We start from the raw sequence: 23,709 nt of genomic DNA, 5'->3' as shown, positions 1-23,709 counted from the left end.
TTCTCATTAACATAAGAGAATAGTAACGTGCTTTTAAGTTTAAGAATAGTCTAAATCCTTAAGTTGATGGATGTGTGGTTTTTCCCGTATGTAACGTATGTTACAATTGCCGCTATTATAGCTGTTTTAGTTGCGATGCTTGCAATTGAATCTTTACGTTCACAAGCACTTTTGACGATGCTTGTTACTGTTCTTATAATACTTTCTTATTTTATTTTTAATAGAAATAAAAATAGTACAGTATCGAATACTACAAGTAAGAATGAGGAATCTGTTCGATTCTAATTTCTTGTTTTCGAAGAGAGTTACACCCAATCATTGCTATAAAAGAATCATATATAATCATAAAAATGAGTAATTACTATTGTCATAGTGAATATAAACTTTTTTCTTGACTTTTTATGCGAAGGCGAGCAAAATGATAAAAAAGGAAGGGGGGATGACGATGGAAGAGTACGTATTAGAGCTGTATAACCTGCTATATACGACAGAATGGCAAGATATTGTTTCGTTTCTAGGAATCGTATTTTGTATGAAAATTGTAATTGTATATATGGAAGAGCAAGGTATGTTCTATTCCTTCTCATCCCCGTTCGATATGCAACGCGAGCCGTTGCTGAACTATGCCAAGGTAAATTACGAACAATTTCCTTTTGTATTTTTCTTTATGATTCGATTTATTACAGCAATTGTAAAGAAAAAGGAAAGTGACGATGAAGAGTGCCACTCAACTTGTAATATAGCGAATGTTCTTTAAGCTAAATACAAGGAGGAGATTTATATGTGGTTTCGATTTCTTATGATTGGTTTCTTTTCATTAACAGCAATTTCTTTAATGGGATATCAAGTGTCTGAAATTTTTCAAGCATATAGCGATACATTTTTTAACAAAAACTAATCGCATTGCTATTTGAATAATAAAGCGATAAAATCCTTCTTAAGAAGTTTTATTAAGAAGGATTTTTTCTTTGTTTTGTCTTGCTGTGTCAAACTATTGTCACATTTACACTGTGAATAGTATGTTAAAATAGTGAGGTTACGTATACATATTTGAAGGAAGAGGGAGTGACCATTTTGGTGGATCAATCAACAAATCAGAAAAGCTATGCTCCTATTGTGATAACGCTTTCTGTAATTGTAAATGCGATTATTTTATTTTTGTTCTTTGGACCTGTTGGCTATGAAGGAGAAGTACATTTTGATGTAACGATTTTACCAATGTTAAACGCAATTTTTAATAGCTTTACGTTCGTATTTTTATTAGCAGCGTTATTCTCTATTATTAAGAAGAATGTGAAAATGCATCGTGGCTTCATCCTAGCAGCATTTACAACGACGTTGCTATTTTGTGTTTCTTATTTATCGTATCATTACTTGGCGCCAGCAACACATTTTGGTGGCGAAGGATTCATTAAATATGTGTATTTCATCATTTTAATTACACATATTATCCTTGCAGCAATTATCGTACCACTTGCATTGTTTGCACTTGTATTTGGTTTTACAAATCAATTAACACGTCATCGTAAAATTGTACGTTGGACGATGCCGATTTGGTTATATGTAAGTTTATCTGGTGTTATTGTTTACTTAATGATCTCACCTTATTATCAATAAAAAATCTCAGCCTATAGGCTGGGATTTTTTTGTTAGGCAAATGTTTTTGTAAAATGAAAAAAATATGGTATACAAAAGTATAGTTGCTTTTCATATAGAAGGGATGGTAAAGGGATATGCAAAATTTTGTATTTCGTAATCCAACGAAACTTATTTTCGGTAAAGGTCAATTAGAGCAATTGAAAACTGAAATTCCACAGTTCGGTAAAAAAGTTCTTCTCGTATACGGGGGAGGCAGCATTAAAAGAAACGGTATTTATGATAATGTAATTTCTATTTTAAAGGAAATAAATGCAGAAGTATTTGAATTGACAGGTGTTGAACCGAATCCACGTGTATCAACTGTAAAGAAAGGGATTCAAATTTGTAAAGATAATGGTGTTGAATTTATTTTAGCAGTTGGTGGAGGTAGTGTAATCGACTGTACGAAGGCAATTGCAGCTGGTAGTAAGTACGATGGAGATGTGTGGGATATTGTAACGAAAAAAACATTTGCCAGTGAGGCATTACCATTTGGTACTGTGCTTACTCTTGCGGCAACAGGATCTGAAATGAATGCTGGTTCTGTCATTACAAACTGGGAAACGAATGAAAAATATGGCTGGGGTAGCCCAGTTACCTTCCCTCAGTTTTCAATTTTAGATCCAGCTCATACTGCGTCTGTACCGAGGGATCAAACAATTTACGGTATGGTAGATATTATGTCACACGTATTAGAACAATATTTCCATCATGGAACAAATACAGAATTACAAGATCGTTATTGTGAATCTGTTTTAAAAACAGTCATTGAGACAGCTCCTAAGCTTTTAAATGATCTAGAAAATTATGAGCATAGAGAAACGATTTTATACTGCGGTACTATGGCGCTAAACGGTATTTTAGCGATGGGAGTAAAAGGAGACTGGGCAACACACAATATTGAGCACGCGGTTTCAGCGGTTCATGATATACCACACGGAGGTGGCCTTGCGATTTTATTCCCGAACTGGATGAAGCATGTTGTAGATGAAAATGTAAGTCGTTTTAAACAGTTCGCTATTCGTGTATTCGATGTAGAAACAGATGGAAAGACTGATCGAGAAATTGTGTTAGAAGGAATTGAGGCGTTACGTCAATTTTGGACTTCAATTGAAGCACCAGTAACGTTATCTGATTATGCTATTGGAGAAAATGAAATTGATGTAATGGCGGATAAAGCGATGGCTTATGGTGAATTTGGTAACTTTAAAAAATTAAATAAAGACGATGTTTTAAGCATATATAAAGCTTCCTTATAAGTGAAGCGAGTAAAGGAACCCATTTGATATAACAATCCAATGGGTTTCTTTTTTGTTGTTTATAACTGTTTGTGATTGTTTTTGGTTATTTGTGAATGTTTATGGTTGATTTTTGTGATCGTTTTCATTATACTGTAATCAAAGAAGAGGTGAATAAAATGTTAACTCCTGAACGTCATCAAATGATATTGCAACTTGTAAAAGAGCAGAAGGTTGTTAAATTACAACAATTAGTGGAAAGAACAGAAAGCTCTGAATCAACAATTCGTCGTGATTTAGCGCAATTGGAAAAACAACGGTTATTAAAAAGAGTTCACGGTGGTGCAGCTGTTTTAACAGGAAAAGGACAGGAGCCGACGATGGTTGAAAAATCATCCAAAAACATTCAAATAAAACAACAAATTGCGAAGTATGCGGCTAACGTTGTGGAACAAGGTGATTGCATTTATTTAGATGCAGGAAGTACAACATTTGAAATGATTCCATTTTTAATAAATAAGGATGTTACCGTTGTTACGAATGGACTTATGCATATTGAAGCTTTAGTTGAAAATCATATTCGTGCATATTTACTAGGCGGAATGATGAAGAGTAGGACGAAAGCTTTAATCGGTGCTATGGCACAGGAAAGCATGCAGAAGTATCGTTTTGATAAATGTTTTTTAGGAGCGAATGGTGTACATGAACAACTTGGTTTTACAACACCAGATCCGGAAGAGGCACTTTTAAAGCAAATGGCATTAACATTAGCAAATGAAGGATATTTCTTAATTGATGAAAGTAAGTTTTCGGAAGTTGCGTTTGCGAAAATTGCCAATGTTGAAGAGGCGAATATTATTACAAACCATTTAGAAATTGATTTAGAAAAATATAAAAGACAAACCAATGTAATTGAGGCTGATAAACAATGATCTATACAGTAACTTTAAACCCATCTATTGATTATATAGTACAAGTTAATTCCTTAGAGTTAGGCGCAGTAAATCGAGCAGAAAAAGATATGAAGTTTCCTGGAGGAAAAGGAATTAATGTTTCTCGCGTTCTTCATCGTTTAGGTGTTGAAAATGTAGCGCTAGGATTTACTGGTGGATTTACCGGTCGATTTATTAAAGATGTATTACAGGCGGAAGGTGTAACAACAAACTTCGTCCAAGTAGATGGAGATTCTCGAATTAATGTGAAAATAAAAGGGCAAGAAGAAACAGAATTAAATGGGCAAGGACCTAGTGTGACTAAGGAACAATTTGAACAATTAATGAAACAAATTGAAAGTATGCAAAAGGGAGATTGTGTTGTACTAGCTGGAAGTGTACCAGCGTCTATCCCAACTACCTTTTATGAATCAATCGCAGCGTTCGGAGCTGAAAAAGGCATTCGTGTAGTAGTAGATGCAAGTGGTAGTGCGCTGCAGCATGTAGTTAAAAATAAACCATTTTTAATAAAGCCTAATCATCATGAACTTGGTGAGTTATTCGGAGTAGAGATTTCCACAGTAGAAGATGTTTTACCATATGGAAGAAAATTAGTTGAACAAGGTGTAGAGCACGTTATCGTATCAATGGCCGGAGATGGAGCTTTATTATTTACGGCAGAAGGTATATATGAAGCAACTATTCCAAAAGGCGTTGTAATTAATTCGGTTGGGGCTGGAGATTCTCTCGTTGCGGGATTTGTAGGAAGATATGAACAGACAAAAGATATTGAAAAGGCATTTCAATATGGCGTTGCAACAGGGAGTGCAACAGCATTTTCAGCCGATTTATGTGAAAAGGAAAAAGTAGAAGAATTATTGTCGCAAGTAATTGTAACTAAGCGATAGGGGGAAGCAACATATGAAAATTACAGAACTATTAAAAAGGGATACAGTTATTATGAATTTGACAGCTTCAAATAAAGAAGCTGTCATAGATGAGTTAGTTGAGAAATTAAACGGGGCAAATCGTTTAAATAGCAAAGCTGAATTTAAAGAAGCTATTTTAAAGAGGGAGTCACAAAGTACAACCGGCATTGGTGAAGGGATTGCTATACCTCATGCGAAAACAAAAGCTGTTAAGCAACCAGCGATTTGTTTTGGTAGAAGTGTAAGCGGTATCAACTATGAATCGCTTGACGGACAACCTGCGCATTTATTTTTTATGATTGCTGCAAGTGAAGGGGCGAATAATACGCATTTAGAAACGTTATCACGCCTATCTACACTATTAATGGATGAAGGGTTTCGTAAGCAATTGTTAGAAGCGAAGGATGAAGAAGAACTTCTTCGTTTATTTGATGAAAAAGAAAATGAAAAAGAAGAAGAAGAAGAAGAAGAAGAGGTTGAAGTTGCAAAATCAGAAGGGAATGAACCGTACGTATTAGCTGTTACAGCTTGCCCGACTGGAATCGCTCACACATATATGGCAGCAGATAGCTTGAAAGCAAAAGCAGCAGAGCTAGGAATTGCAATTAAAGTTGAAACGAATGGATCAACAGGTATAAAAAACGGTTTAACGAAAGAGGATATTGAACGCGCAACGGCTATAATTGTTGCAGCAGATAAACAAGTAGAAATGAATCGTTTTGCTGGTAAACATGTTATTCAAGTGCCAGTCGCTGACGGGATTAGAAAAACTGAAAAACTTCTTAATCGGGCTGTAAAACAAGATGCACCAATCTTTAAAGGTGTAAAAGAGGATGGAAAGGCAGAAAATACGGAGAAAGAAAATGGATTAGGAATTTATAAGCATTTAATGAACGGCGTAAGTAATATGCTTCCATTCGTTGTTGGTGGCGGGATTTTAATTGCGCTAGCGTTTTCGTTTGGTGGTATAAAAGCAGTAGGTCCTTTAGCTGAATTGTTCATGTCTATTGGAGGAGGGGGAACAGGGGCATTTTTATTCCTTGTACCAATTTTAGCAGGGTTTATTGCTAGTTCTATTGCTGATCGTCCTGGTTTTATGCCCGGTGTTGTCGGAGGATTTTTAGCGGCACATGCGAATGCTGGATTTTTAGGTGGATTAATTGCTGGTTTCTTAGCGGGATATGTTGTTTTAGGATTGAAAAAATTATTTTCAGGCCTACCAGTACAATTAGAAGGAATTAAACCTGTATTGTTATATCCGGTCTTTGGATTATTGATTACAGGAGTTGTTATGCAAAAAGTAGTAATTCCGCCTGTAGTAGCATTGAATGAAATGTTAACAGGATGGTTAAATGGTTTGAACGGTACAAATGCTATATTACTAGGTCTTATTTTAGGTGCGATGATGGCAATTGATATGGGTGGTCCAATTAATAAAGCAGCATTTACGTTTGGTATTGCTGCGATAGAAGCGAAGAACTTTGGGGTGCATTCAGCGGTTATGGCTGGTGGTATGGTGCCACCGCTTGCAATTGCGTTAGCAACTACCTTCTTTAAATCGAAGTTTACAGAAGCGGAACGTAAGTCTGGTTTAACAAATTATATTATGGGGGCATCGTTTATTACAGAAGGTGCGATTCCGTTTGCAGCAGCAGATCCGGTTCGGGTAATTGTCAGTTGTGTTGTCGGTTCAAGTATTGCAGGTGCATTATCAATGTTATTCCAAATTACATTACCAGCACCGCATGGTGGATTGTTTGTTATCGCTTTAGTAAATAAACCAGTGTTATATATTTTATCGATATTGATAGGGGCAGTTGTTTCTGCTCTTATGATGGGAATTTGGAAAAAGAAAGTTAAATAATACGTGTAAAGGGAGTAGCTTTTATTAGCTGCTCCTTTTTATTACAAAAAAGGAGGTTGATAATTGGAGAATGATGAATTTTGGTAAAAGATGTAATGAAATATGCTTTTTTTGTAACAAAAAAGTAATACTGTAATTTTTTCTGGAAAAAAATCCCGGTGCTTGTATGTGGAAAATATATGAAAACTATTGGGAATTCTATTGGAAATGTAATTCATTAATATGGAAATTTATGTTACAGCTCATTAATCGTATGTTACGAATGGTTTGTAATTGTGTGTTTTCTAAAAATCTTAAAAATCCGTTGCTATAATAAAAATACGAAAACAAAGCAAATGGAGGCTATTCATGAAAAAATTATTAGGTATAGCAACGGCGGCAGTTTTTGGTCTTGGGATTTTTGCAGGTTCTGCGAAAGCGGAAACGATTGTAACAACAGACGTATTAAATGTTAGAGAAAACCCAACTGTAGAGTCTAAGCTTGTAGGTAAAATGTTAAGTGGAAATAAATTAGATGTTGTAAATACAGAAAACGGATGGACAAAAATTAAATTAAATGGTCAAGAAGCATTTGTAAGTGCTGAATTTACAAAAAGTACATATTATGTGACGGCGGGTGTGTTAAATGTTCGCGCTGGAGCGAATACTGACTCAGAAATTCTTGGAAAACTGAATAAAAATGATGTAATTGAAACGACAAATCAAGTTCAAAATGAATGGTTGCAATTTGACTATAATGGAAAAACAGGATATGTTCATGTGCCATTTTTAACAGGAACGGCACCAGTGATTGAAAAGAAAGAAGTTGCAACGAAAGAAGAAGCGCCGGAAAGAGTAAATACGCCGGTTAAAAGTAATAAAGTAGTTAAGAGTAAAGAATCTGTTAAGAATGTAGAATCAAGTAAACCTGTGGCAAAACAGCAGTCAACTACGAAACAAGTTGCGAAATCTAATGAAACAAGTGCACCGACTAGTGGACGTGAAATAACGGTAGAAGCGACAGCATATACAGCAGATCCGAGTGAGAATGGTTCGTATGGTGGTCGTGTATTAACTGCAATGGGGCATGACTTAACAGCGAATCCAAATATGAAAGTAATTGCTGTTGATCCTAAAGTAATTCCACTTGGATCAAAAGTATGGGTAGAAGGATATGGAGAAGCGATTGCTGGAGATACTGGTGGTGCGATTAAAGGAAATCGTATTGATGTTTTAGTTGGCTCAGATGGTAGTGCGAATAGCTGGGGGCGCAAATCTGTAAAAGTGAAAGTTATAGAGTAGTATATGTGTATTAATATAAAAGGCGGTTGCTTGAAAGTATGTAAGCAATCGCCTTTTATGGATTATTGAAAAGGATAAATAGTTTTACCTGTAATAATTTTATATGCGCTGCAAAATTGGTTTTGTATATACTCTGTATCTTTATTTTCTAGATGTAATGTTGTTTCTTGGAGAGCAGAATGAAAAGAACGTAGTAAACAATTTAAGGCGAAGTATAATTCTTCTTGTGAACAATTGTGTTCTTTTGTAGCAGTAGCTAAAATGAGGTCTTTTGTCAAAGATGAAAAATTGATAGTGGATTGTTTCATAGTTAACTCATCCTCTCGAAGGTATTTTTAATCATGTATATGCGGAATTGGACAAACTATGTTCTTTTTTATTTATAATTTCATGTACCGTAATGAAAGAACTTGCAATCATGCCGTTAAAATTGGTAAGATTGGATATAATCAATAGATGGAGTACATTACATAAAGAGAGTTGAATGATATGGGAGAAGTGCAACGTGAAAAAGTTGCTGTCATCATTGGACCAACTGCTGTTGGGAAGACGAAGTTAAGTATTGATCTTGCCAAAGCGTTAAATGGTGAAATTATAAGTGGAGATTCCATGCAGATTTATCGTACGATGGATATTGGAACCGCAAAGGTGACGAAAGAAGAGATGGACGGAATTCCACATTATATGGTTGATATAAAAAATCCAGAAGAATCATTTTCGGTTGCCGAATTTCAAGAACGTGTTCGTAAGCATATTCGCGAGATTACAGAGCGTGGTAAATTGCCGATTATCGTTGGTGGAACTGGTCTGTATATACAATCTGTTTTATTCGATTATCAGTTTACGGATGATGCTGGTGATGCTATATACCGAGAACAAATGGAAAAGTTAGCATTAGAACGTGGTGTGGAATATGTACATAAGAAATTACAGGAAGTAGACCCAGAAAGCGCTGAGCGTATTCATGCAAATAATGTACGCCGTGTCATTAGGGCGTTAGAAATTTTCCACACGACGGGTGAAAAAATGAGTGATCAACTTGAAAAACAAGAAAACGAGTTATTATACGATGTTTCCTTAATTGGCTTGACAATGGATCGTGAAATGCTATACGATCGCATTAACTTACGAGTTGATATAATGATGGACCAAGGTTTATTAGAAGAAGTAGAAGGGTTGTATAATCGAGGGATACGAGATTGTCAATCTATTCAAGCGATTGGGTATAAAGAGATATATGATTATTTTGAGGATCGTGTCTCTTTAGAAGAAGCGGTATCACAATTAAAGACGAATTCACGTCGTTATGCAAAACGTCAATTAACGTGGTTCCGTAATAAGATGGATGTCACATGGTTTGATGTTACAGACGGTGAAAAAACGTCAGAAATTTTACGATACATAGAAGGAAAGCTACAACTAAAGTCGAATAATAGTAAGTAGAGAAAAAGAGGAGGATTCGACATGAAGCAATCAATCAATATTCAAGATCAGTTTTTAAATCAACTCCGTAAAGAGAATACGTTTGTTACGCTGTACTTATTAAATGGTTTCCAGCTTCGTGGATTAATTAAAGGATTTGATAATTTTACAGTCCTACTGGAAACAGAAGGTAAGCAACAGCTTATTTATAAACATGCAATTTCTACATTTGTACCACAAAAAAATGTTTCAATTGAATTAGAATAGTAATGAATTATTGTACATAACAAAAAAAGAGCGAGTTTCTCGCTCTTTTTTTATTTCCCATAAACGATAAATAGTGAAATTTAAGCGATTCTAAATACAGTTAGACGAATGTTAGTATTTCCTGTTGCAGGGATCGTAATCTCGTTAAGAGTAGATTGGACAGAAATGTTTGCTCCTGCAGCTAATGTTTCGATTGTAGTAAATGAAAGTGAGTCGCCTATTAAATTTGAAGAGAAGTTGTCAGTTGCGACTGCTCCATTTATTGAAATTCCTACTCCGAGTGGCGCACATCCTGGTGCAGTTGTAGAGATGGATACGCTAATTACATAAATACCACCGTTGATAACTGTAACTGTGTCTGTGCCATTAAAGATAATATTATTTACGTTAATTGCAGTACTGAAGATAAAGTTATTAAATTGTAGTACTGTTTGTTGAATGTTGTTTGTTACAACAATTGTTGCTATAGGGAAGCTAGGTCCAGTAGGCCCAGTAGGTCCGGTAACTCCTATACCAGTAGCGCCCGTTGGCCCTTGAACGCCTTGAGGTCCAGTGGCACCAGTAGCACCCGCCGGTCCTTGAATACCTTGAGGTCCAGTAGCGCCGGTAGCACCTGTGTTACCTTGAACGCCTTGAGGTCCAGTAGCGCCGGTAGCACCCGCTGGTCCTTGAATACCTTGAGGTCCAGTAGCGCCGGTAGCACCTGTGTTACCTTGAACGCCTTGAGGCCCAGTGGCACCAGTAGCACCCGCCGGTCCTTGAATACCCTGAGGTCCAGTAGCACCAGTAGCACCTGCCGGTCCTTGAACGCCTTGAGGTCCAGTAGCACCTGTGTTACCTTGAACGCCTTGAGGTCCAGTAGCACCAGTAGCCCCCGTATTACCTTGAGGTCCAGTAGCACCAGTAGCCCCCGTATTACCCCGAGGTCCGGTAGCGCCAGTAGCACCGGTAGCACCTGCTGGCCCAGTAGGTCCAGTAGGTCCTTGAATGAATGAAGCAGAATTAACTAGAGCGGTTTGTAATGCTGCGATTAATTTAAGAAGCTCTTGAAGTGTGCAAGGGTCAATTCGGAATAGTTTTGTAATGGATAGTAAATAATTAATTAGATTTTGAAGCTCGATAAATACAGCGCTTGCTACGAAAGTTGGATTTTTTAATATAGTTATTAAGTTTTTAATAATAGCTAACCCTTGTGCTTTCAGGGAGGAAGTAGCATCTAGTGAACAAATAAATTTACTTAGTAGGTTCAATGTATCAATTAGATCTTCAATATTTTGGGGAGATGGATTTGCGAAAAGTTTTGGGATTATTTTTGTTAAATCGATAATGATTGCGCGGAATGTTCTAAGTTGTGCCTTAGTAACTGGGATTGATGGAGTATTTGGAATTCGTCCAGCGCTACTTGGAAAGCATGGTTTGGAGAATTTGTTCTGACTGTCGTTATAATGAGACATTAAATCTCTCCTTTCTAATGAGGATATGAACGAAACTCATCATAGTAGATGTAAAAATTAGTTAAATGGTCATAGTAAAATCGTTTGTTTGAAGAAAAAATAGAAAAAACGCCTTATAATAAGGCGTTTTTTCTATTTTCTGCGTATTGATAATATCGTTTTAGTGAAATCTTTGATTTGAAGCCAGCTAGCTTTATAATTTCTGACTCCGGAGTTTCTTTTTTTATTAAGTTTAAAATATAGGTGTTACGAAAGTGTTGTCCTGAGATTCCTTTGCGTAAATTAGCTCTGGATACTTCAAGGCGAATCATTTTTTGGATAGCGATTTCTGTTAATCCCTTCGGTGCATCATTTTCGTATACCCATCTATATGTTCCGCGATTAAAATCGAATGCGACAAATAATGGGTCATTACTATGATATTTTGGACGAACGGGTTCGGGGATGCTTTTGTAATAAGTATATAGTTGTTTTTTGTCTTCGCTAGTTAAAGTAATTGTTCTTTCTACTCCTGCGGTTGCAGGTATAGATAATGTGTTAGTTTCAAAGTGGACGTGATGCATAGTTAATGCTGTAAGTTCCTGTAAGGATAATCCATAGTCAATTAATAAATTTAAAATAGCGATATTACGATCCATCAATAAAGGGCGTACAGGACGTTGTTTTTCTGAAAGTCCTTCTAATGAAGTGACTATATGTTTTAATCTTTTTTCTTCATCAGATGAAATGAAATCTTCATTGCGGAGTGTGCGGTCTGGTTGAATAGAAATTTCCATGTTCTTTAATGGGTTGGGAATATTTAGAAAGTGATGCATTCGATTTAATACAATGAATACACGGTGCATCGTTTTCTCTGAGTAATGTCGATTCTTTTTTAAGTCGGAAAAGTAATCTTCGTAGTCTTTTGTACAAAGTGTAGCCCATATATTACTGGAAGGGAGCTTTTTGTTTTTTTCTAACCAATGTCCGAAATCTTCAATGTCATAAACATAACGTTTAATGGTTGAAGGTTTTCGGCCTTTATTCAATAAAAAAATAGAAAAGGCTTGTATTGTATCATGGAATTCCGTTGTCTCCATAGTCCCACCACCTTCATTATTTCTTTTATTATAGCAAACTTTTCTGAAAATAGTCATTTGCAAAGGAGACAAGAATAATAATATTTGGTGAGTGGATAAAATGAGGTGATTGTATGGAACAATCGATGCGAAAGAAAAATAATAATCAAATTAACATTGTGTTAAATCATCGAAAGAAAATTTCTTTACCGGCTGCAGAAAATAAAACAGTAATTTCAAATGAAACTACTACGAAACATGAGATGCTGCAAAGAATTGAAGAAGAGATGGGAAAACTCGTTGGGATGGATGATATAAAAAAGATAATAAAAGAAATATATGCTTGGATTTATGTGAATAAAAAAAGACAAGAAATAGGATTGAAGTCTGAGAAGCAAGTACTCCATATGTTGTTTAAAGGCAATCCGGGTACAGGGAAGACAACTGTTGCTAGAATGATAGGAAAATTGTTATTTGAGATGAATATTCTATCAAAAGGGCACTTAGTTGAAGCTGAACGTGCAGATCTTGTAGGAGAGTACATCGGTCATACGGCTCAAAAAACAAGAGATTTAATAAAAAAAGCAATGGGGGGAATTTTGTTTATTGATGAGGCTTATTCATTAGCACGAGGGGGAGAAAAAGATTTTGGAAAAGAAGCAATTGATACGCTCGTAAAACATATGGAAGATAAACAACACGGTTTTGTATTGATTTTAGCTGGATATTCCAGAGAGATGAATCACTTTCTTTCATTGAATCCAGGACTGCAATCTCGTTTTCCGTTTATAATTGAGTTTGCGGATTACTCAGTAAATCAGCTGTTAGAAATAGGGAAGAGGATGTATGAAGAACGTGAATATCAGTTATCGAAAGAGGCTGAATGGAAATTTAGAGATCATTTACATGCTGTAAAGTACTCATCGCAAATTACATCCTTTAGTAATGGACGATATGTTCGGAATATTGTTGAAAAATCAATTCGTACACAAGCTATGCGGTTGTTACAAGAGGATGCGTATGATAAATATGATTTGATTGGAATATCAAGTAGTGATTTGATGCTTGAAGAGGAGACGCACAGTACGTAAACTGTGCGTCTGTTTTTTTATATAAGTGCTCTACTATTTTTTTGCTTTTTCTTGATAAGATTTATGGAAACGTTCCATTTTAGCGCTTTTTTCGTGTGCAGAATTAGGATCATGTCCAATTTGACCTACTGAGCTTTTTTGAGCCCCTTTATTCACATGGTTTGTCATTTGTGTTCACCTCGCTTTGAGAATTAGTATAAACATTATGTAAGGAAAAACTCGTTAGAAAAGAAAAACCTCTTTACGATCTGTAAAGAGGTTGGATTGCTATTTATGCATTGAACGTTCGTTTGTGTCGATGCGTCTATGCGGTAAATGCCATTTGTAATGAATAGAAACCATGCGGAAGCAAACAATTAAAATGAATAAGGTGTATAGAGCCCAATCGCTAACAATAATTTGAGCGCCGATTAAGAAACCTGCCAGAATCGTCCAAAAAGCATATACATCAGCTCGAAGAACGAGAGGTTTTCTACGGGCTAAAAGATCGCGGATAATACCGCCTCCAATGCCAGTTAAAACGGCTGCTACGATTGTAGCGCTAATTGGTAAATTTAATTTTTGAGCGTATAATGCCCCTTGTACGGCAAATGCTGATAAGCCGATAGCATCAGTGATGTTTTCCCACTTTTTCCAGTGTCTAATTAATTTATTTGGAAAAAGAAAAATAATCGTCATTGATAAAAGTGCGATTTGGAATAACATGTCTTGTTGCCAAAATGCGACAATCGGATAACCAATTAATAAATTACGAAGGGCACCTCCCCCAAATGCGGTTGCCATTCCTAAAATATACACCCCGAAAATATCATAATCCTCTTCCATTGCAACAATAGCCCCGCTTAATGCGAAAGCAATTGTGCCTATGATGCTAAAAATCTCCCATGCCATGAATTTTCTCCCCCGCTAACTAGATGAAATGTGCTTCCTCTGCTATTATATTAGAAGGTTTAAATTTCGAAAAGGATGAGTGAACATATTTGATGGAAGAAAAAGAGAAAGTCATATTAGTGGGCTGTCAATTGCCGCAAGATGATGATGATGAAAAATTTATGCATTCCATGAAAGAACTTGCATCATTAGCGAAAACTGCACGAGCAGAATTGTTAGTGTCTACAACGCAAAAACGACCGAAGTTTCATCCGGCGACTTATATAGGTAAAGGTAAATTAGAAGAGCTTACAATGTTAACTGAAGAACTAGAACCGGATGTTATCGTATTTAATAACGAATTAACACCGAGTCAAATTCGGAATTTATCCGCAGTATTAGATGCGAGGGTAATTGATCGAACGCAACTCATATTAGATATTTTTGCGCAACGTGCGAAGTCGAGAGAAGGGAAGCTTCAAGTAGAATTAGCTCAGTTGCAATATACAATGCCGCGTCTTATGGGGCAAGGATTGTCTTTATCACGTCTTGGTGGTGGTATTGGAACGAGAGGGCCAGGTGAAACGAAACTTGAGACTGATCGTCGTCATATTCGAGCGCGCGTTGATGAAATAAAGAAGCAACTTGCAGTTGTTGTGGAACATCGAAAAAGATATCGTGAGAGAAGAAAAGATAATAAAGTATTTCAAGTTTCGTTAATAGGATATACGAATGCGGGAAAATCTACACTGTTTAATAGATTAACGGAAGCTGATACGTTTGAAGAAAACTTGTTGTTTGCAACACTAGACCCGACAACAAGGAAGATGCCGCTACCTTCTGGTTATACAGTATTACTAACTGATACAGTTGGTTTTATACAAGATTTACCTACGTCATTAATTGCTGCATTCCGTTCGACGTTAGAAGAAGCTGGTGAAGCGGATGTTATTTTACATGTTGTGGATTCTGCAGATCCTAATTATGTAGGGCATGAGAAAACAGTAAAACAATTATTGTCAGAACTCGAAATAAATCATATTCCTATTATTACGTTATATAATAAAAAAGATGAATTACATCAAAACTTTATTCCGTTTCCGAAAAATGACTTCTTAATGACTAGTGCTTTTGAAGAAAAGGATCTATTACATATAAAAGAAGCGATAGAAACGAAAATGAAGGAAGAAATGAATCGTTATCAAGTGGAGATTCCTCCGAGTGAAGGTAAGTTATTAACTCTATTAAAGACGGAGACGCTATTAACAAAAATGGAGTTTTTGGAAGATAAATTTGTATATGATTGCGCGGGGTATATTTTTGCTCATTCATCGCTTAATGTACAATTAAAGAGATTTTTAGTGGAAGAAGGAGAAAATAAAAATGTTTGATCGTTTGAAAAATGGAGAAAAAATTGCTCCAATCGTAAAAGAAGTAGAGAGCCAAATTACAGAAGTACATAAACGTGCGGATGAAGTAATTGAAAGTAATCAGTTTCGTGTGTTAGAAAGTTTTCGTAAACATAAAATTAGCGATTCACATTTTATTCCAACGACAGGTTACGGTTATGACGATATTGGTCGTGATACGTTAGAGAAAGTGTATGCGGATGTATTTGGAGCGGAAGCTGGTCTTGTTCGTCCGCAAATTATTTCAGGTACTCACGCTATTTCTACAGCGCTATTCGGTATTTTACGTCCAGGAGATGAGTTATTGTACATCACTGGTAAGCCGTATGATACGTTAGAAGAAATCGTTGGTGTACGCGGAAAAGGTGTAGGATCATTCAAAGAATATAATATTGGTTATAATGCAGTTCCGCTTACTGAAGAGGGGCTTGTTGATTTAGGAGCTGTTGCGGCTGCCATTCATAGTAATACGAAAATGATCGGTATTCAGCGCTCAAAAGGTTATGCTACTCGTCCGTCTTTTACTATTTCTCAAATTAAAGAAATGATAGCGTTTGTTAAAGAAATTAAACCGGATGTTGTCGTGTTTGTAGATAACTGTTATGGCGAGTTTATTGAAGAACAAGAGCCATGTCATGTTGGTGCAGATTTAATGGCAGGTTCGCTTATTAAAAACCCGGGCGGGGGAATTGTTAAAACTGGTGGTTACATTGTTGGTAAAGAACAGTATGTTGAAGCGTGCGCCTATCGTTTAACATCTCCAGGAATCGGTGCGGAAGCAGGGGCATCTTTATACAGTCTGCAAGAAATGTATCAAGGTTTCTTCTTAGCGCCGCATGTAGCAGGACAAGCGCTAAAAGGTGCGATTTTTACAGCTGCATTTTTAGAAAAGTTAGGAATGAATACATCACCAGCGTGGAATGCACCAAGAACAGATTTAATTCAATCTGTTCAATTTGATGATAAAGATCGCATGATTGCATTCTGCCAAGCAATTCAATATGCATCTCCGATTAACTCTCACTTCACTCCATATGCCAACTATATGCCGGGGTATGAAGATGATGTAATTATGGCTGCGGGAACGTTTATTCAAGGTGCAAGTATTGAATTGTCGGCTGATGGTCCAATTCGTCCGCCTTATGTTGCTTACGTACAAGGTGGGCTAACTTATTCGCATGTGAAGATTGCGATTTGTTCTGCAATTGATGCATTAATTGAAAAAGAATTATTAACAATTTCTTAAAGGGAAGCTGTCGATTTCGACAGCTTTTTTCGCGTGAAAGTAATGATTTATTTCATTAGAAAAAAGAATGAAAAAACTTTTTAAAAAAATCATGTAAGAAAAGCTAACATCTATTGACATCAAACATAACATGGTATAAAATGAGAAGCAGTTAAGGCGAAGGAGGAACTGAAACGATGAAAGAAGATAGACGTTCTGCCCCGCTGTTTCCTATTGGTATTGTTATGGATTTAACACAATTATCTGCACGTCAAATTCGCTACTATGAAGAGCATAATCTTGTTTCTCCAACCCGTACAAAGGGGAATCGTAGATTATTTTCATTTAACGATGTAGATAAGTTGTTAGAGATTAAAGATTTATTAGATCAAGGCTTGAATATGGCTGGTATTAAACAAGTGTTACTAATGAAAGAAAATCAAACAGAAGCAGTGAAAGTAAAAGAAGAAACGAAAGAAATTTCAAAAACTGAGCTTCGCAAAATACTTCGAGACGAACTACAACATACAGGTAGATTTAATCGAACTTCATTGCGACAAGGTGATATTTCAAGGTTTTTTCACTAAAGAGAACTGATTCTGAAGGTGTTTAGAGGGACTAAGGAGGAATTTATAATGGCTAGGTACACAAAAGAAGATATTTTCCGTTTGGCGAAAGAAGAGAATGTAAAGTATATACGTTTACAATTTACGGACCTTTTAGGGGTAATTAAAAACGTAGAAATTCCAGTGAGCCAATTAACAAAAGCTCTTGATAACAAAATGATGTTTGATGGATCTTCTATTGAAGGTTTCGTACGTATTGAAGAATCTGATATGTACTTATATCCAGACTTAGATACTTGGGTGATTTTCCCTTGGACAGCTGAAAAAGGTAAAGTAGCTCGATTGATCTGTGATATTTACAATGCAGATGGCACTCCATTTGAAGGGGATCCACGTAACAATTTAAAACGTGTATTAAAAGAAATGGAAGCTTTAGGATTCTCAGATTTCAATCTTGGACCAGAGCCAGAATTCTTCCTATTCAAAGTAGATGAAAAAGGAAATCCAACATTAGAATTAAACGATAACGGTGGATACTTCGACCTTGCGCCGATGGATCTAGGGGAAAACTGTCGTCGTGATATCGTTCTTGAACTTGAAGAAATGGGCTTTGAAATTGAAGCGTCTCACCATGAGGTTGCTCCAGGGCAGCACGAAATTGACTTCAAATATGCAAATGCAATTCGTTCATGTGATGACATTCAAACATTCAAACTTGTTGTAAAAACAATTGCTCGTAAACACGGTTTACACGCAACATTTATGCCAAAACCATTATACGGTGTGAACGGTTCAGGTATGCACTGTAACTTATCACTATTCAAAAATGGTGAGAACGTATTCTATGATCAAAACGGTGACTTACAATTAAGTGATGATGCTCGTCACTTCATCGCAGGTATTTTAAAACACGCACCAGCATTTACAGCGGTGGCAAACCCAACTGTAAACTCTTACAAGCGTTTAGTACCTGGATACGAAGCTCCTTGTTACGTAGCATGGTCTGCACAAAACCGTAGTCCATTAGTACGTATCCCTGCATCTCGTGGTATTAGTACACGCGTAGAAGTACGTAGTGTTGACCCAGCTGCAAACCCATATTTAGTAATGGCTACATTATTAGCAGCAGGTCTTGATGGAATTAAAAACAAATTAACTCCACCAGCTGCAGTAGATCGTAACATCTACGTAATGACAAAAGAAGAGCGCGAAGAAGCAGGTATCGTTGACTTACCAGCAACATTAGCGCAAGCTTTAGTTACATTACAATCTAACGAAGTAATTAGTAACGCATTAGGAGATCACTTACTTGAGCACTTCATCGAAGCGAAAGAAATTGAGTGGGATATCTTCCGTACACAAGTTCACCAATGGGAACGCGACCAATATATGTCTCTTTACTAAGAGGTGAGGAGCCCTGATACTACGGTATCAGGGCTTTTTTATTTGTTGGTAATATAGGTATTAGTTGAAATGAATTGAATAGATGTCTGAAAAAATTATGACGGTATTTAAATTTCTATTCCATATCTTTAATGTAACGTGGTGAAATTCGAATTGTTTTGTGTTCCAAAAGGGTGGATAAGTAAAAGTAACATGCGTAATATCTATGGATATAAAAAATTGAATGATATGTTGTGTTCGGTATTGGATATGTTTCATACTAAAGTTCGAGTGTTTAAAAATATAGTACCTTGCAATAAACAATACTAAGTGGTATATTATGGATAAGGATGGTACTGTGTATTGAACAGTACTGAAATGAGAAAGGGGGATTGCACTTGAACGTTCAGTTTAAAAAAGGTGTGTTAGAACTATGTGTACTGGCACTTGTGAAACGTAAGGATTGTTACGGTTATGAACTTGTTCAGCAAATCTCAAATAAATTTTTAATATCGGAAGGCTCAGTGTATCCTTTATTACGCCGTTTAACGAAAGAAGGATATTTTCAAACGTATTTAAAGGAATCCACGGAAGGGCCACCTCGTAAATATTATCAATTAACAGAGCAAGGGGAAACGCAACTGAATTTGTTAGTAACAGAGTGGCGTGATTTTGCGAAAGGTGTACAAGAAATTATTGAAGGGGTGGAATGGGATGAGTAAAGAACAGTTTCTTAAGGAATTATCAAGTCATCTTAGAAAGTTACCGGACGAAGAGAGGAAAGATATTTTATTTGATTATGAAGAGCATTTTCAGTTTGGGATAGAAGAGAGGAAAACTGAATCGGAAATAATAAAGGGTCTTGGCTCTCCGAAAGTAATTGCAAAAGAATTACTTGCGATGTATCGATTTGATGAAATGAAAAAAGATCCGTCAACTTCAAATGTGACAAGAGCTGTCATGGCAGCGATTGGACTTAGTTTGTTTAATTTCATTATTGTATTAGGCCCGTTAGTTGCAATTATCGCTTTTATATTCTCTTTTTGGGTCGGTGGGATTGTTAGTGTAGTGACACCATTTTTCGTTATTGGAAAAGTATTTATGGGCACATTTATATGGTTAGATGTATTCGTAAGTATAACATTTGTTGGGATAGGTTTGTTGTTATGTATTATCGCTTATTATAGTACGAAGTGGTTTAAAAGGTTATGTGTACGTTATGTCATATGGAACTTCAAAATGATAAAAGGGGAGTAGATGATGAAAAAAATATTGTTAGTAGCGATCGCTTGTATCATTATTGGAGTAATAGGAATTTCACAAACATATGAAAAAGCAGTGCAAACTGCAGAAAAAGGAAACAAAGAAGATATAATTAAAAACGAAACACTAAAAAATATAGAAGTTAAGTTAGATGTCGGGGATATTGTTGTCCAAAAATCTCCTGACGCTTCTTTTTATGTAAAGCAATTAGGAGATGCGCGTAAACAAGAGATTCATATTACTGAAGATGGTGACACATTAAAAATCATTGGGGAAAGAGAAAAAGGTGCTTCATTTGATTTTTCTTTTTACGATTTTAGGTTTCAAACGTCTACATTGACTCTCCTTGTGCCTGAACGCTCTTACCAAGATGTAAAAGTAAATTCATCTGCGGGACAAATTGAAATAAGTGATGTGAAAAGTGACTGTGTAAGTGCTAGAACACTTACTGGAGAAGTGGATTTGAAACATGTAACGGCTAAGAATGTGGAGGGATCTACAAAAGCTGGTGAAGTAAACTTTAAAAAAGTAATAGGGAAAGTGACTGCAAAAACGACCAGTGGGGAAATAAATATTCTAGATCATGATTCTAAGTACAATCTAGAAGCAAGTTCAACTGCGGGAGATGTAAATATTACTTTATCGGAAAAACCAAAAGATGCGGTAATTACTGGGCAAAGTGCTGCCGGGGATGTAACAATTTTTAATGAAGAAAATAAAGACGTAACGATTGGTAATGGGAGTAAAAAGATTAGCGGTAAAACAGCTGCGGGCGATGTGACGATTGAAACGCGTTCGTAAGAAATAGAATGTGTGAAAATCTATCAAAATACAAAAAAGAAGATAATTACCTTATATAAATAAGGTAATTATCTTCTTTTTTATTCTTAATGTAAATCACGATATACGCCAATTACTTTACCGATAACTGACACTTGCTTTAAAATAATAGGTTCTAATGAAGAGTTTTCCGGTTGTAGACGGAAATGGTCTTTTTCTTTATAGAAACGTTTAACAGTTGCTTCATTATCTTCTGTTAAAGCGACTACAATTTCACCATTATATGCAGACTGTTGTTGGCGAACAACAACTAAATCTCCATCGAAAATACCAGCTTCAATCATACTATCTCCAGAAATACGTAACATAAACACTTGATCTGCTCCTGCGACAATGCTAGCTGGAAGAGGGAAGTGTTCCTCAACGCTTTCGACTGCTGTAATTGGTAATCCAGCAGTAACTTTCCCGACAATTGGAACTTGAATAACAGATTGTGTTTCTGTATCCATTCGGTCTTCACCTAAAATTTCAATTGCGCGTGGTTTTGTTGGATCGCGTCGAATGTATCCTTTTTCTTCTAATCTTGATAAATGTCCGTGCACTGTAGAACTAGAAGCGAGGCCGACTGCTTGGCCAATTTCACGTACGGAAGGTGGATATCCTTTTTCTTGTACTTTTAGCTTAATAAAGTCGAGAATGTCTTGCTGGCGTTTCGTTAACTTTTCCATGTTTTCTAACACCTCGTTTTCTTTCATTTTTCTTATTAATAAGTATAACATGTGAAAAAACATTCTACAAACATAAGTTCGAACAAAAGGCGAATTTATGTTACACTAAAGGGAAATTATAGTGAGAAAGAGGGGTTCATAATGAATGCAATTATTTATGCGCGTGTGAGTACAACAAAAGAAGCGCAAGAAACATCATTATTACGTCAAAAAGATGAATTATTGCATTTAGCGGAGCGCTATCAAATGAATGTTACTAAGGTGATTGAAGAGCAGGCTAGTGGCTATACAATTGAACGTGATGGCATATTAGAAGTGCTAGATACAATTCGAGACGAACAAATTGATGTGCTACTTATACAAGATGAAACGCGCCTTGGTAGGGGGAATGCAAAGATTGCGTTAATGCACTGTTTACATAAAGAAGGAATAAAAGTATATACGCATACACATAATGGTGAATTGCAATTGTCGGATTCTGATTCAATGGTATTAGATATTATTGGTATTGTTGAAGAGTATCAAAGAAAAATTCATAATTTAAAAATTAAACGTGGTATGCAACGAGCAGTAGAAAAAGGCTATCGTCCAGAAAATAATTTAAAGAATCGTCATTTAAGTGTAGGACGAGAGAAGAAAGAAGTGCCAATTGAGGAAATTGTACGTTTACGTAAGAGTGAACTTACTTTCGAAGAAATTGCAGCAACACTACGTGGCTTTGGTCATAATGTTTCAAAAGCGACGGTACATCGTAGATATGTAGAGTATACAAAGCAATTGCTTGATAAAGAAGAGTAACTATTGTATGATAATAATCAGTTTTGAGTAGAAGGGGGATTCGAGATGCTTAGTCACGAACTCGTTGAACGCATTAACTTCTTAGCGAAAAAAGCAAAAGCTGAAGGTTTAACTGAAGAAGAACAACGTGAGCGTCAATCGCTACGTGAACAATATTTAAAAGGATTTCGTCAAAATATGTTAAACGAACTAAAAGGAATTAAAGTCGTTAACGAACAAGGTACTGATGTTACACCGGCGAAATTAAAAGCTTTAAAAAAGCAAGATAATGCAAAATTAAACTAAAAGATGGGCGAAGCCCATCTTTTTTTATTTATTTAATAACTTTCCAGTTGTTATTAACTGTTGCTTCTATCTTTTTATGCTTCAATATATAGTTAGCGATAAGTTCAGACATATCTGTTGGTATATCTTTTATTACGGGCTTATTTTGAAACATAAAGAAGTTCCCTCCGCCGCTCGCGCGATAATTATTCATAACGACATTATATTCTTCACTCATATTAAGAGGAGTGCCTTTATGCTGTAAAGATTCTACTCTGTCGCCAATTGGTTTGGAAATGTTTAATACGTACGAAATTCCTTCCCACATATCGTAATTATAGTGTTGCGGTTTTGGTTCTATGTAGCCTAGGGTTTACGATGATGGTTCCATCTTCTTTTAATGTGAAATAAGAAGCAGAGAGTTCGAGAGCATCTTTTATATCAGCTCCAGTTATTCTAATTACTTTTAATGTATTTGGATAAATATAATTAGAAACGATGTCACGCATTGTTACATATGTCGGGAAACCTGGAGATGTATTATGGAATAAGCTTGTACAAGAAATAGAAACATTAGCCAAATCCATCTGTATTTTATTTATGAATTCAATAAAAGGATGGTCTTGCAAACGAGTTTGCATAGCATCTGAAATTTGCATGTCACCGTGGATGGTTCCAATAGGTTGATCAAGCCATTTTTGTGTTTTCTCTTCATAATCAGTTACCAAGTAAAGAACATCTGGATCTGCCTCGATTTCTTGCACAGTCAATAGTTCGGAATAACTCTCTTTTTTTACCCACTCTTGTTTCATTTTTTCAAATGTTACAGTTACTTTTCCAACTGAATGTCCGTTACATCCAGTCTGTAAAATTGTTACATCATTACCCACTGTTTGAGCCATTTCTCGGTGCTGATGGCCTGTTAATAAAATATCTATGCCCTCAATTTCATGACACATAGCATACCCTTGGTTTTCGCCTGTTAAAACTTCAGTCGGTTCTCCAGTTTGTAAATCGCGTTCAAATCCCCCATGATACGCTACGACTAGTAAATCTGGTTTCTCATGTTCGTGAATGTAAGAAACCCAATTTTTTGTTGTTTCTAACGCATCTTCAAATTGCAAGTCTTTAATGTGATGGGGTTGTTCCCAATTTGGAATATAATGCGTTGTCACCCCATGCCCATCAACTTAAGAACGAAAACAAAATGAACTTTCGTTCAAACAAACTAAAAAACACGTAATGTACT

Annotated in this window: 25 protein-coding genes and 2 pseudogenes; 20 read left to right on the top strand and 7 right to left on the bottom strand. The window is 36.1% G+C overall.

What is annotated here, in order from left to right:
* Positions 1-72: 72 nt before the first annotated feature.
* The 8 genes and pseudogenes from PDQ33_RS22820 to entD all read left to right on the top strand — a co-directional run.
* Positions 73-285, top strand: a pseudogene (locus PDQ33_RS22820) (GABA permease); the annotation flags it as partial.
* Positions 286-418: 133 nt separating this feature from the next.
* A complete protein-coding gene (locus tag PDQ33_RS22815) occupies positions 419-757 on the top strand; it encodes a hypothetical protein (RefSeq protein WP_002028298.1) in 339 nt (112 codons plus the stop codon).
* 317 nt (positions 758-1,074) lie between these two features.
* Positions 1,075-1,617, top strand: a complete 543-nt coding sequence (locus PDQ33_RS22810) for a DUF420 domain-containing protein (protein ID WP_000228315.1) — start codon at positions 1,075-1,077, stop codon at positions 1,615-1,617.
* Positions 1,618-1,733: 116 nt separating this feature from the next.
* Positions 1,734-2,897 carry an iron-containing alcohol dehydrogenase gene (locus tag PDQ33_RS22805; RefSeq protein WP_270756659.1) on the top strand — a complete coding sequence of 388 codons (1,164 nt, stop codon included), beginning with the start codon at positions 1,734-1,736 and terminating at the stop codon, positions 2,895-2,897.
* A 158-nt stretch (positions 2,898-3,055) separates the two neighbouring features.
* Complete coding sequence (locus tag PDQ33_RS22800; protein WP_000957275.1) at positions 3,056-3,808, top strand: DeoR/GlpR family DNA-binding transcription regulator; 753 nt, start codon at positions 3,056-3,058, stop codon at positions 3,806-3,808.
* Positions 3,805-4,716 carry a 1-phosphofructokinase gene (gene pfkB, locus PDQ33_RS22795; RefSeq protein ID WP_000640766.1) on the top strand — a complete coding sequence of 304 codons (912 nt, stop codon included), beginning with the start codon at positions 3,805-3,807 and terminating at the stop codon, positions 4,714-4,716. Before PDQ33_RS22800 ends, pfkB begins: the two co-directional genes overlap by 4 nt.
* 13 nt (positions 4,717-4,729) lie before the next feature.
* A complete protein-coding gene (locus PDQ33_RS22790) occupies positions 4,730-6,601 on the top strand; it encodes a PTS fructose transporter subunit IIABC (RefSeq protein WP_270756660.1) in 1,872 nt (623 codons plus the stop codon).
* 348 nt (positions 6,602-6,949) lie between these two features.
* The gene (entD, locus tag PDQ33_RS22785) at positions 6,950-7,882 is read left to right on the top strand and encodes a cell wall-binding protein EntD (RefSeq protein WP_000734633.1); all 933 of its coding nucleotides are present in this window, start codon (positions 6,950-6,952) and stop codon (positions 7,880-7,882) included.
* 62 nt (positions 7,883-7,944) lie between these two features.
* Here entD and PDQ33_RS22780 read toward each other — a convergent pair whose 3' ends face one another.
* Positions 7,945-8,190 carry a hypothetical protein gene (locus PDQ33_RS22780; RefSeq protein ID WP_000814415.1) on the bottom strand — a complete coding sequence of 82 codons (246 nt, stop codon included), beginning with the start codon at positions 8,188-8,190 and terminating at the stop codon, positions 7,945-7,947.
* 181 nt (positions 8,191-8,371) lie between these two features.
* Here PDQ33_RS22780 and miaA point away from each other — a divergent pair, with 181 nt between their 5' ends.
* Both miaA and hfq read left to right on the top strand, forming a co-directional pair.
* On the top strand, positions 8,372-9,325 hold the full coding sequence (gene miaA, locus PDQ33_RS22775; RefSeq protein ID WP_000504941.1) for a tRNA (adenosine(37)-N6)-dimethylallyltransferase MiaA: 954 nt from the start codon (positions 8,372-8,374) through the stop codon (positions 9,323-9,325).
* A 21-nt stretch (positions 9,326-9,346) separates the two neighbouring features.
* The gene (hfq, locus tag PDQ33_RS22770) at positions 9,347-9,571 is read left to right on the top strand and encodes an RNA chaperone Hfq (RefSeq protein WP_000813896.1); all 225 of its coding nucleotides are present in this window, start codon (positions 9,347-9,349) and stop codon (positions 9,569-9,571) included.
* Positions 9,572-9,651: 80 nt separating this feature from the next.
* Here hfq and PDQ33_RS22765 read toward each other — a convergent pair whose 3' ends face one another.
* A complete protein-coding gene (locus tag PDQ33_RS22765) occupies positions 9,652-11,025 on the bottom strand; it encodes a Gly-Xaa-Xaa repeat protein (protein ID WP_270756662.1) in 1,374 nt (457 codons plus the stop codon).
* A gap of 113 nt (positions 11,026-11,138) precedes the next feature.
* On the bottom strand, positions 11,139-12,104 hold the full coding sequence (locus PDQ33_RS22760; RefSeq protein ID WP_000450313.1) for a tyrosine-type recombinase/integrase: 966 nt from the start codon (positions 12,102-12,104) through the stop codon (positions 11,139-11,141).
* Positions 12,105-12,217: 113 nt separating this feature from the next.
* On the opposite strand from PDQ33_RS22760, the gene spoVK reads away from it, so the two are divergent.
* Positions 12,218-13,174 carry a stage V sporulation protein K gene (spoVK, locus tag PDQ33_RS22755; protein WP_000438181.1) on the top strand — a complete coding sequence of 319 codons (957 nt, stop codon included), beginning with the start codon at positions 12,218-12,220 and terminating at the stop codon, positions 13,172-13,174.
* A gap of 33 nt (positions 13,175-13,207) precedes the next feature.
* On the opposite strand, the gene PDQ33_RS22750 is transcribed toward spoVK, so the two are convergent.
* The gene (locus tag PDQ33_RS22750; protein ID WP_000181496.1) at positions 13,208-13,342 is read right to left on the bottom strand and encodes a hypothetical protein; all 135 of its coding nucleotides are present in this window, start codon (positions 13,340-13,342) and stop codon (positions 13,208-13,210) included.
* A gap of 99 nt (positions 13,343-13,441) precedes the next feature.
* Positions 13,442-14,065, bottom strand: a complete 624-nt coding sequence (locus PDQ33_RS22745) for a trimeric intracellular cation channel family protein (RefSeq protein WP_000312265.1) — start codon at positions 14,063-14,065, stop codon at positions 13,442-13,444.
* Between the two features lie 92 nt (positions 14,066-14,157).
* Between PDQ33_RS22745 and hflX the strand changes: the two genes are divergently transcribed.
* The 7 genes from hflX (at position 14,158) to PDQ33_RS22710 (ending at position 20,691) form a co-directional block, all read left to right on the top strand.
* Positions 14,158-15,435 (top strand): GTPase HflX, encoded by a 1,278-nt coding sequence (gene hflX / locus PDQ33_RS22740; protein ID WP_270756666.1) that lies wholly within the window; start codon positions 14,158-14,160, stop codon positions 15,433-15,435.
* Complete coding sequence (locus tag PDQ33_RS22735; protein WP_000460300.1) at positions 15,428-16,699, top strand: methionine gamma-lyase family protein; 1,272 nt, start codon at positions 15,428-15,430, stop codon at positions 16,697-16,699. Before hflX ends, PDQ33_RS22735 begins: the two co-directional genes overlap by 8 nt.
* Before the next feature lie 176 nt (positions 16,700-16,875).
* Positions 16,876-17,265: a transcriptional repressor GlnR gene (gene glnR / locus PDQ33_RS22730; protein WP_000656783.1), complete on the top strand. Its 390-nt coding sequence runs from the start codon at positions 16,876-16,878 to the stop codon at positions 17,263-17,265.
* A 48-nt stretch (positions 17,266-17,313) separates the two neighbouring features.
* The gene (gene glnA / locus PDQ33_RS22725) at positions 17,314-18,648 is read left to right on the top strand and encodes a type I glutamate--ammonia ligase (protein WP_000135330.1); all 1,335 of its coding nucleotides are present in this window, start codon (positions 17,314-17,316) and stop codon (positions 18,646-18,648) included.
* Between the two features lie 377 nt (positions 18,649-19,025).
* A complete protein-coding gene (locus PDQ33_RS22720) occupies positions 19,026-19,349 on the top strand; it encodes a PadR family transcriptional regulator (RefSeq protein ID WP_001102620.1) in 324 nt (107 codons plus the stop codon).
* A complete protein-coding gene (locus tag PDQ33_RS22715) occupies positions 19,342-19,884 on the top strand; it encodes a DUF1700 domain-containing protein (protein ID WP_270756664.1) in 543 nt (180 codons plus the stop codon). Before PDQ33_RS22720 ends, PDQ33_RS22715 begins: the two co-directional genes overlap by 8 nt.
* The gene (locus PDQ33_RS22710; protein WP_270756665.1) at positions 19,885-20,691 is read left to right on the top strand and encodes a DUF4097 family beta strand repeat-containing protein; all 807 of its coding nucleotides are present in this window, start codon (positions 19,885-19,887) and stop codon (positions 20,689-20,691) included.
* 86 nt (positions 20,692-20,777) lie between these two features.
* Here the strand turns inward: PDQ33_RS22710 and lexA are convergent, their stop codons facing one another.
* Complete coding sequence (gene lexA / locus PDQ33_RS22705) at positions 20,778-21,398, bottom strand: transcriptional repressor LexA (RefSeq protein ID WP_000413738.1); 621 nt, start codon at positions 21,396-21,398, stop codon at positions 20,778-20,780.
* 141 nt (positions 21,399-21,539) lie between these two features.
* Between lexA and PDQ33_RS22700 the strand changes: the two genes are divergently transcribed.
* Together PDQ33_RS22700 and PDQ33_RS22695 are read left to right on the top strand one after the other, a co-directional pair.
* The gene (locus PDQ33_RS22700) at positions 21,540-22,196 is read left to right on the top strand and encodes a YneB family resolvase-like protein (RefSeq protein ID WP_000991471.1); all 657 of its coding nucleotides are present in this window, start codon (positions 21,540-21,542) and stop codon (positions 22,194-22,196) included.
* 45 nt (positions 22,197-22,241) lie between these two features.
* Complete coding sequence (locus tag PDQ33_RS22695; protein ID WP_000948565.1) at positions 22,242-22,481, top strand: DUF896 domain-containing protein; 240 nt, start codon at positions 22,242-22,244, stop codon at positions 22,479-22,481.
* Positions 22,482-22,509: 28 nt separating this feature from the next.
* On the opposite strand, the pseudogene PDQ33_RS22690 reads toward PDQ33_RS22695, so the two are convergent.
* Positions 22,510-23,638, bottom strand: a pseudogene (locus PDQ33_RS22690) (bifunctional metallophosphatase/5'-nucleotidase); the annotation flags it as partial.
* Positions 23,639-23,709: the final 71 nt, after the last annotated feature.

The sequence above is a fragment of the Bacillus cereus group sp. Bc031 genome (assembly GCF_027716265.1).
GTDB classification, from domain to species: domain Bacteria; phylum Bacillota; class Bacilli; order Bacillales; family Bacillaceae_G; genus Bacillus_A; species Bacillus_A paranthracis.
This window is presented reverse-complemented; position numbering and strand designations above follow the sequence as displayed.

Excerpts from the sequence above, each read along its gene's own strand:
- PDQ33_RS22765 (WP_270756662.1), bottom strand. The coding sequence starts at position 11,025 with ATGTCTCATTATAACGACAGTCAGAACAAATTCTCCAAACCATGCTTT.
- PDQ33_RS22715 (WP_270756664.1), top strand. The coding sequence starts at position 19,342 with ATGAGTAAAGAACAGTTTCTTAAGGAATTATCAAGTCATCTTAGAAAG.
- pfkB (WP_000640766.1), top strand. The coding sequence starts at position 3,805 with ATGATCTATACAGTAACTTTAAACCCATCTATTGATTATATAGTACAA.
- PDQ33_RS22780 (WP_000814415.1), bottom strand. The coding sequence starts at position 8,190 with ATGAAACAATCCACTATCAATTTTTCATCTTTGACAAAAGACCTCATT.
- lexA (WP_000413738.1), bottom strand. The coding sequence starts at position 21,398 with ATGGAAAAGTTAACGAAACGCCAGCAAGACATTCTCGACTTTATTAAG.
- spoVK (WP_000438181.1), top strand. The coding sequence starts at position 12,218 with ATGGAACAATCGATGCGAAAGAAAAATAATAATCAAATTAACATTGTG.
- PDQ33_RS22760 (WP_000450313.1), bottom strand. The coding sequence starts at position 12,104 with ATGGAGACAACGGAATTCCATGATACAATACAAGCCTTTTCTATTTTT.
- hflX (WP_270756666.1), top strand. The coding sequence starts at position 14,158 with ATGGAAGAAAAAGAGAAAGTCATATTAGTGGGCTGTCAATTGCCGCAA.
- PDQ33_RS22815 (WP_002028298.1), top strand. The coding sequence starts at position 419 with ATGATAAAAAAGGAAGGGGGGATGACGATGGAAGAGTACGTATTAGAG.
- hfq (WP_000813896.1), top strand. The coding sequence starts at position 9,347 with ATGAAGCAATCAATCAATATTCAAGATCAGTTTTTAAATCAACTCCGT.
- entD (WP_000734633.1), top strand. The coding sequence starts at position 6,950 with ATGAAAAAATTATTAGGTATAGCAACGGCGGCAGTTTTTGGTCTTGGG.
- PDQ33_RS22800 (WP_000957275.1), top strand. The coding sequence starts at position 3,056 with ATGTTAACTCCTGAACGTCATCAAATGATATTGCAACTTGTAAAAGAG.
- PDQ33_RS22710 (WP_270756665.1), top strand. The coding sequence starts at position 19,885 with ATGATGAAAAAAATATTGTTAGTAGCGATCGCTTGTATCATTATTGGA.
- glnA (WP_000135330.1), top strand. The coding sequence starts at position 17,314 with ATGGCTAGGTACACAAAAGAAGATATTTTCCGTTTGGCGAAAGAAGAG.
- PDQ33_RS22805 (WP_270756659.1), top strand. The coding sequence starts at position 1,734 with ATGCAAAATTTTGTATTTCGTAATCCAACGAAACTTATTTTCGGTAAA.
- glnR (WP_000656783.1), top strand. The coding sequence starts at position 16,876 with ATGAAAGAAGATAGACGTTCTGCCCCGCTGTTTCCTATTGGTATTGTT.
- PDQ33_RS22700 (WP_000991471.1), top strand. The coding sequence starts at position 21,540 with ATGAATGCAATTATTTATGCGCGTGTGAGTACAACAAAAGAAGCGCAA.
- PDQ33_RS22750 (WP_000181496.1), bottom strand. The coding sequence starts at position 13,342 with ATGACAAACCATGTGAATAAAGGGGCTCAAAAAAGCTCAGTAGGTCAA.
- miaA (WP_000504941.1), top strand. The coding sequence starts at position 8,372 with ATGGGAGAAGTGCAACGTGAAAAAGTTGCTGTCATCATTGGACCAACT.
- PDQ33_RS22745 (WP_000312265.1), bottom strand. The coding sequence starts at position 14,065 with ATGGCATGGGAGATTTTTAGCATCATAGGCACAATTGCTTTCGCATTA.
- PDQ33_RS22790 (WP_270756660.1), top strand. The coding sequence starts at position 4,730 with ATGAAAATTACAGAACTATTAAAAAGGGATACAGTTATTATGAATTTG.
- PDQ33_RS22695 (WP_000948565.1), top strand. The coding sequence starts at position 22,242 with ATGCTTAGTCACGAACTCGTTGAACGCATTAACTTCTTAGCGAAAAAA.
- PDQ33_RS22735 (WP_000460300.1), top strand. The coding sequence starts at position 15,428 with ATGTTTGATCGTTTGAAAAATGGAGAAAAAATTGCTCCAATCGTAAAA.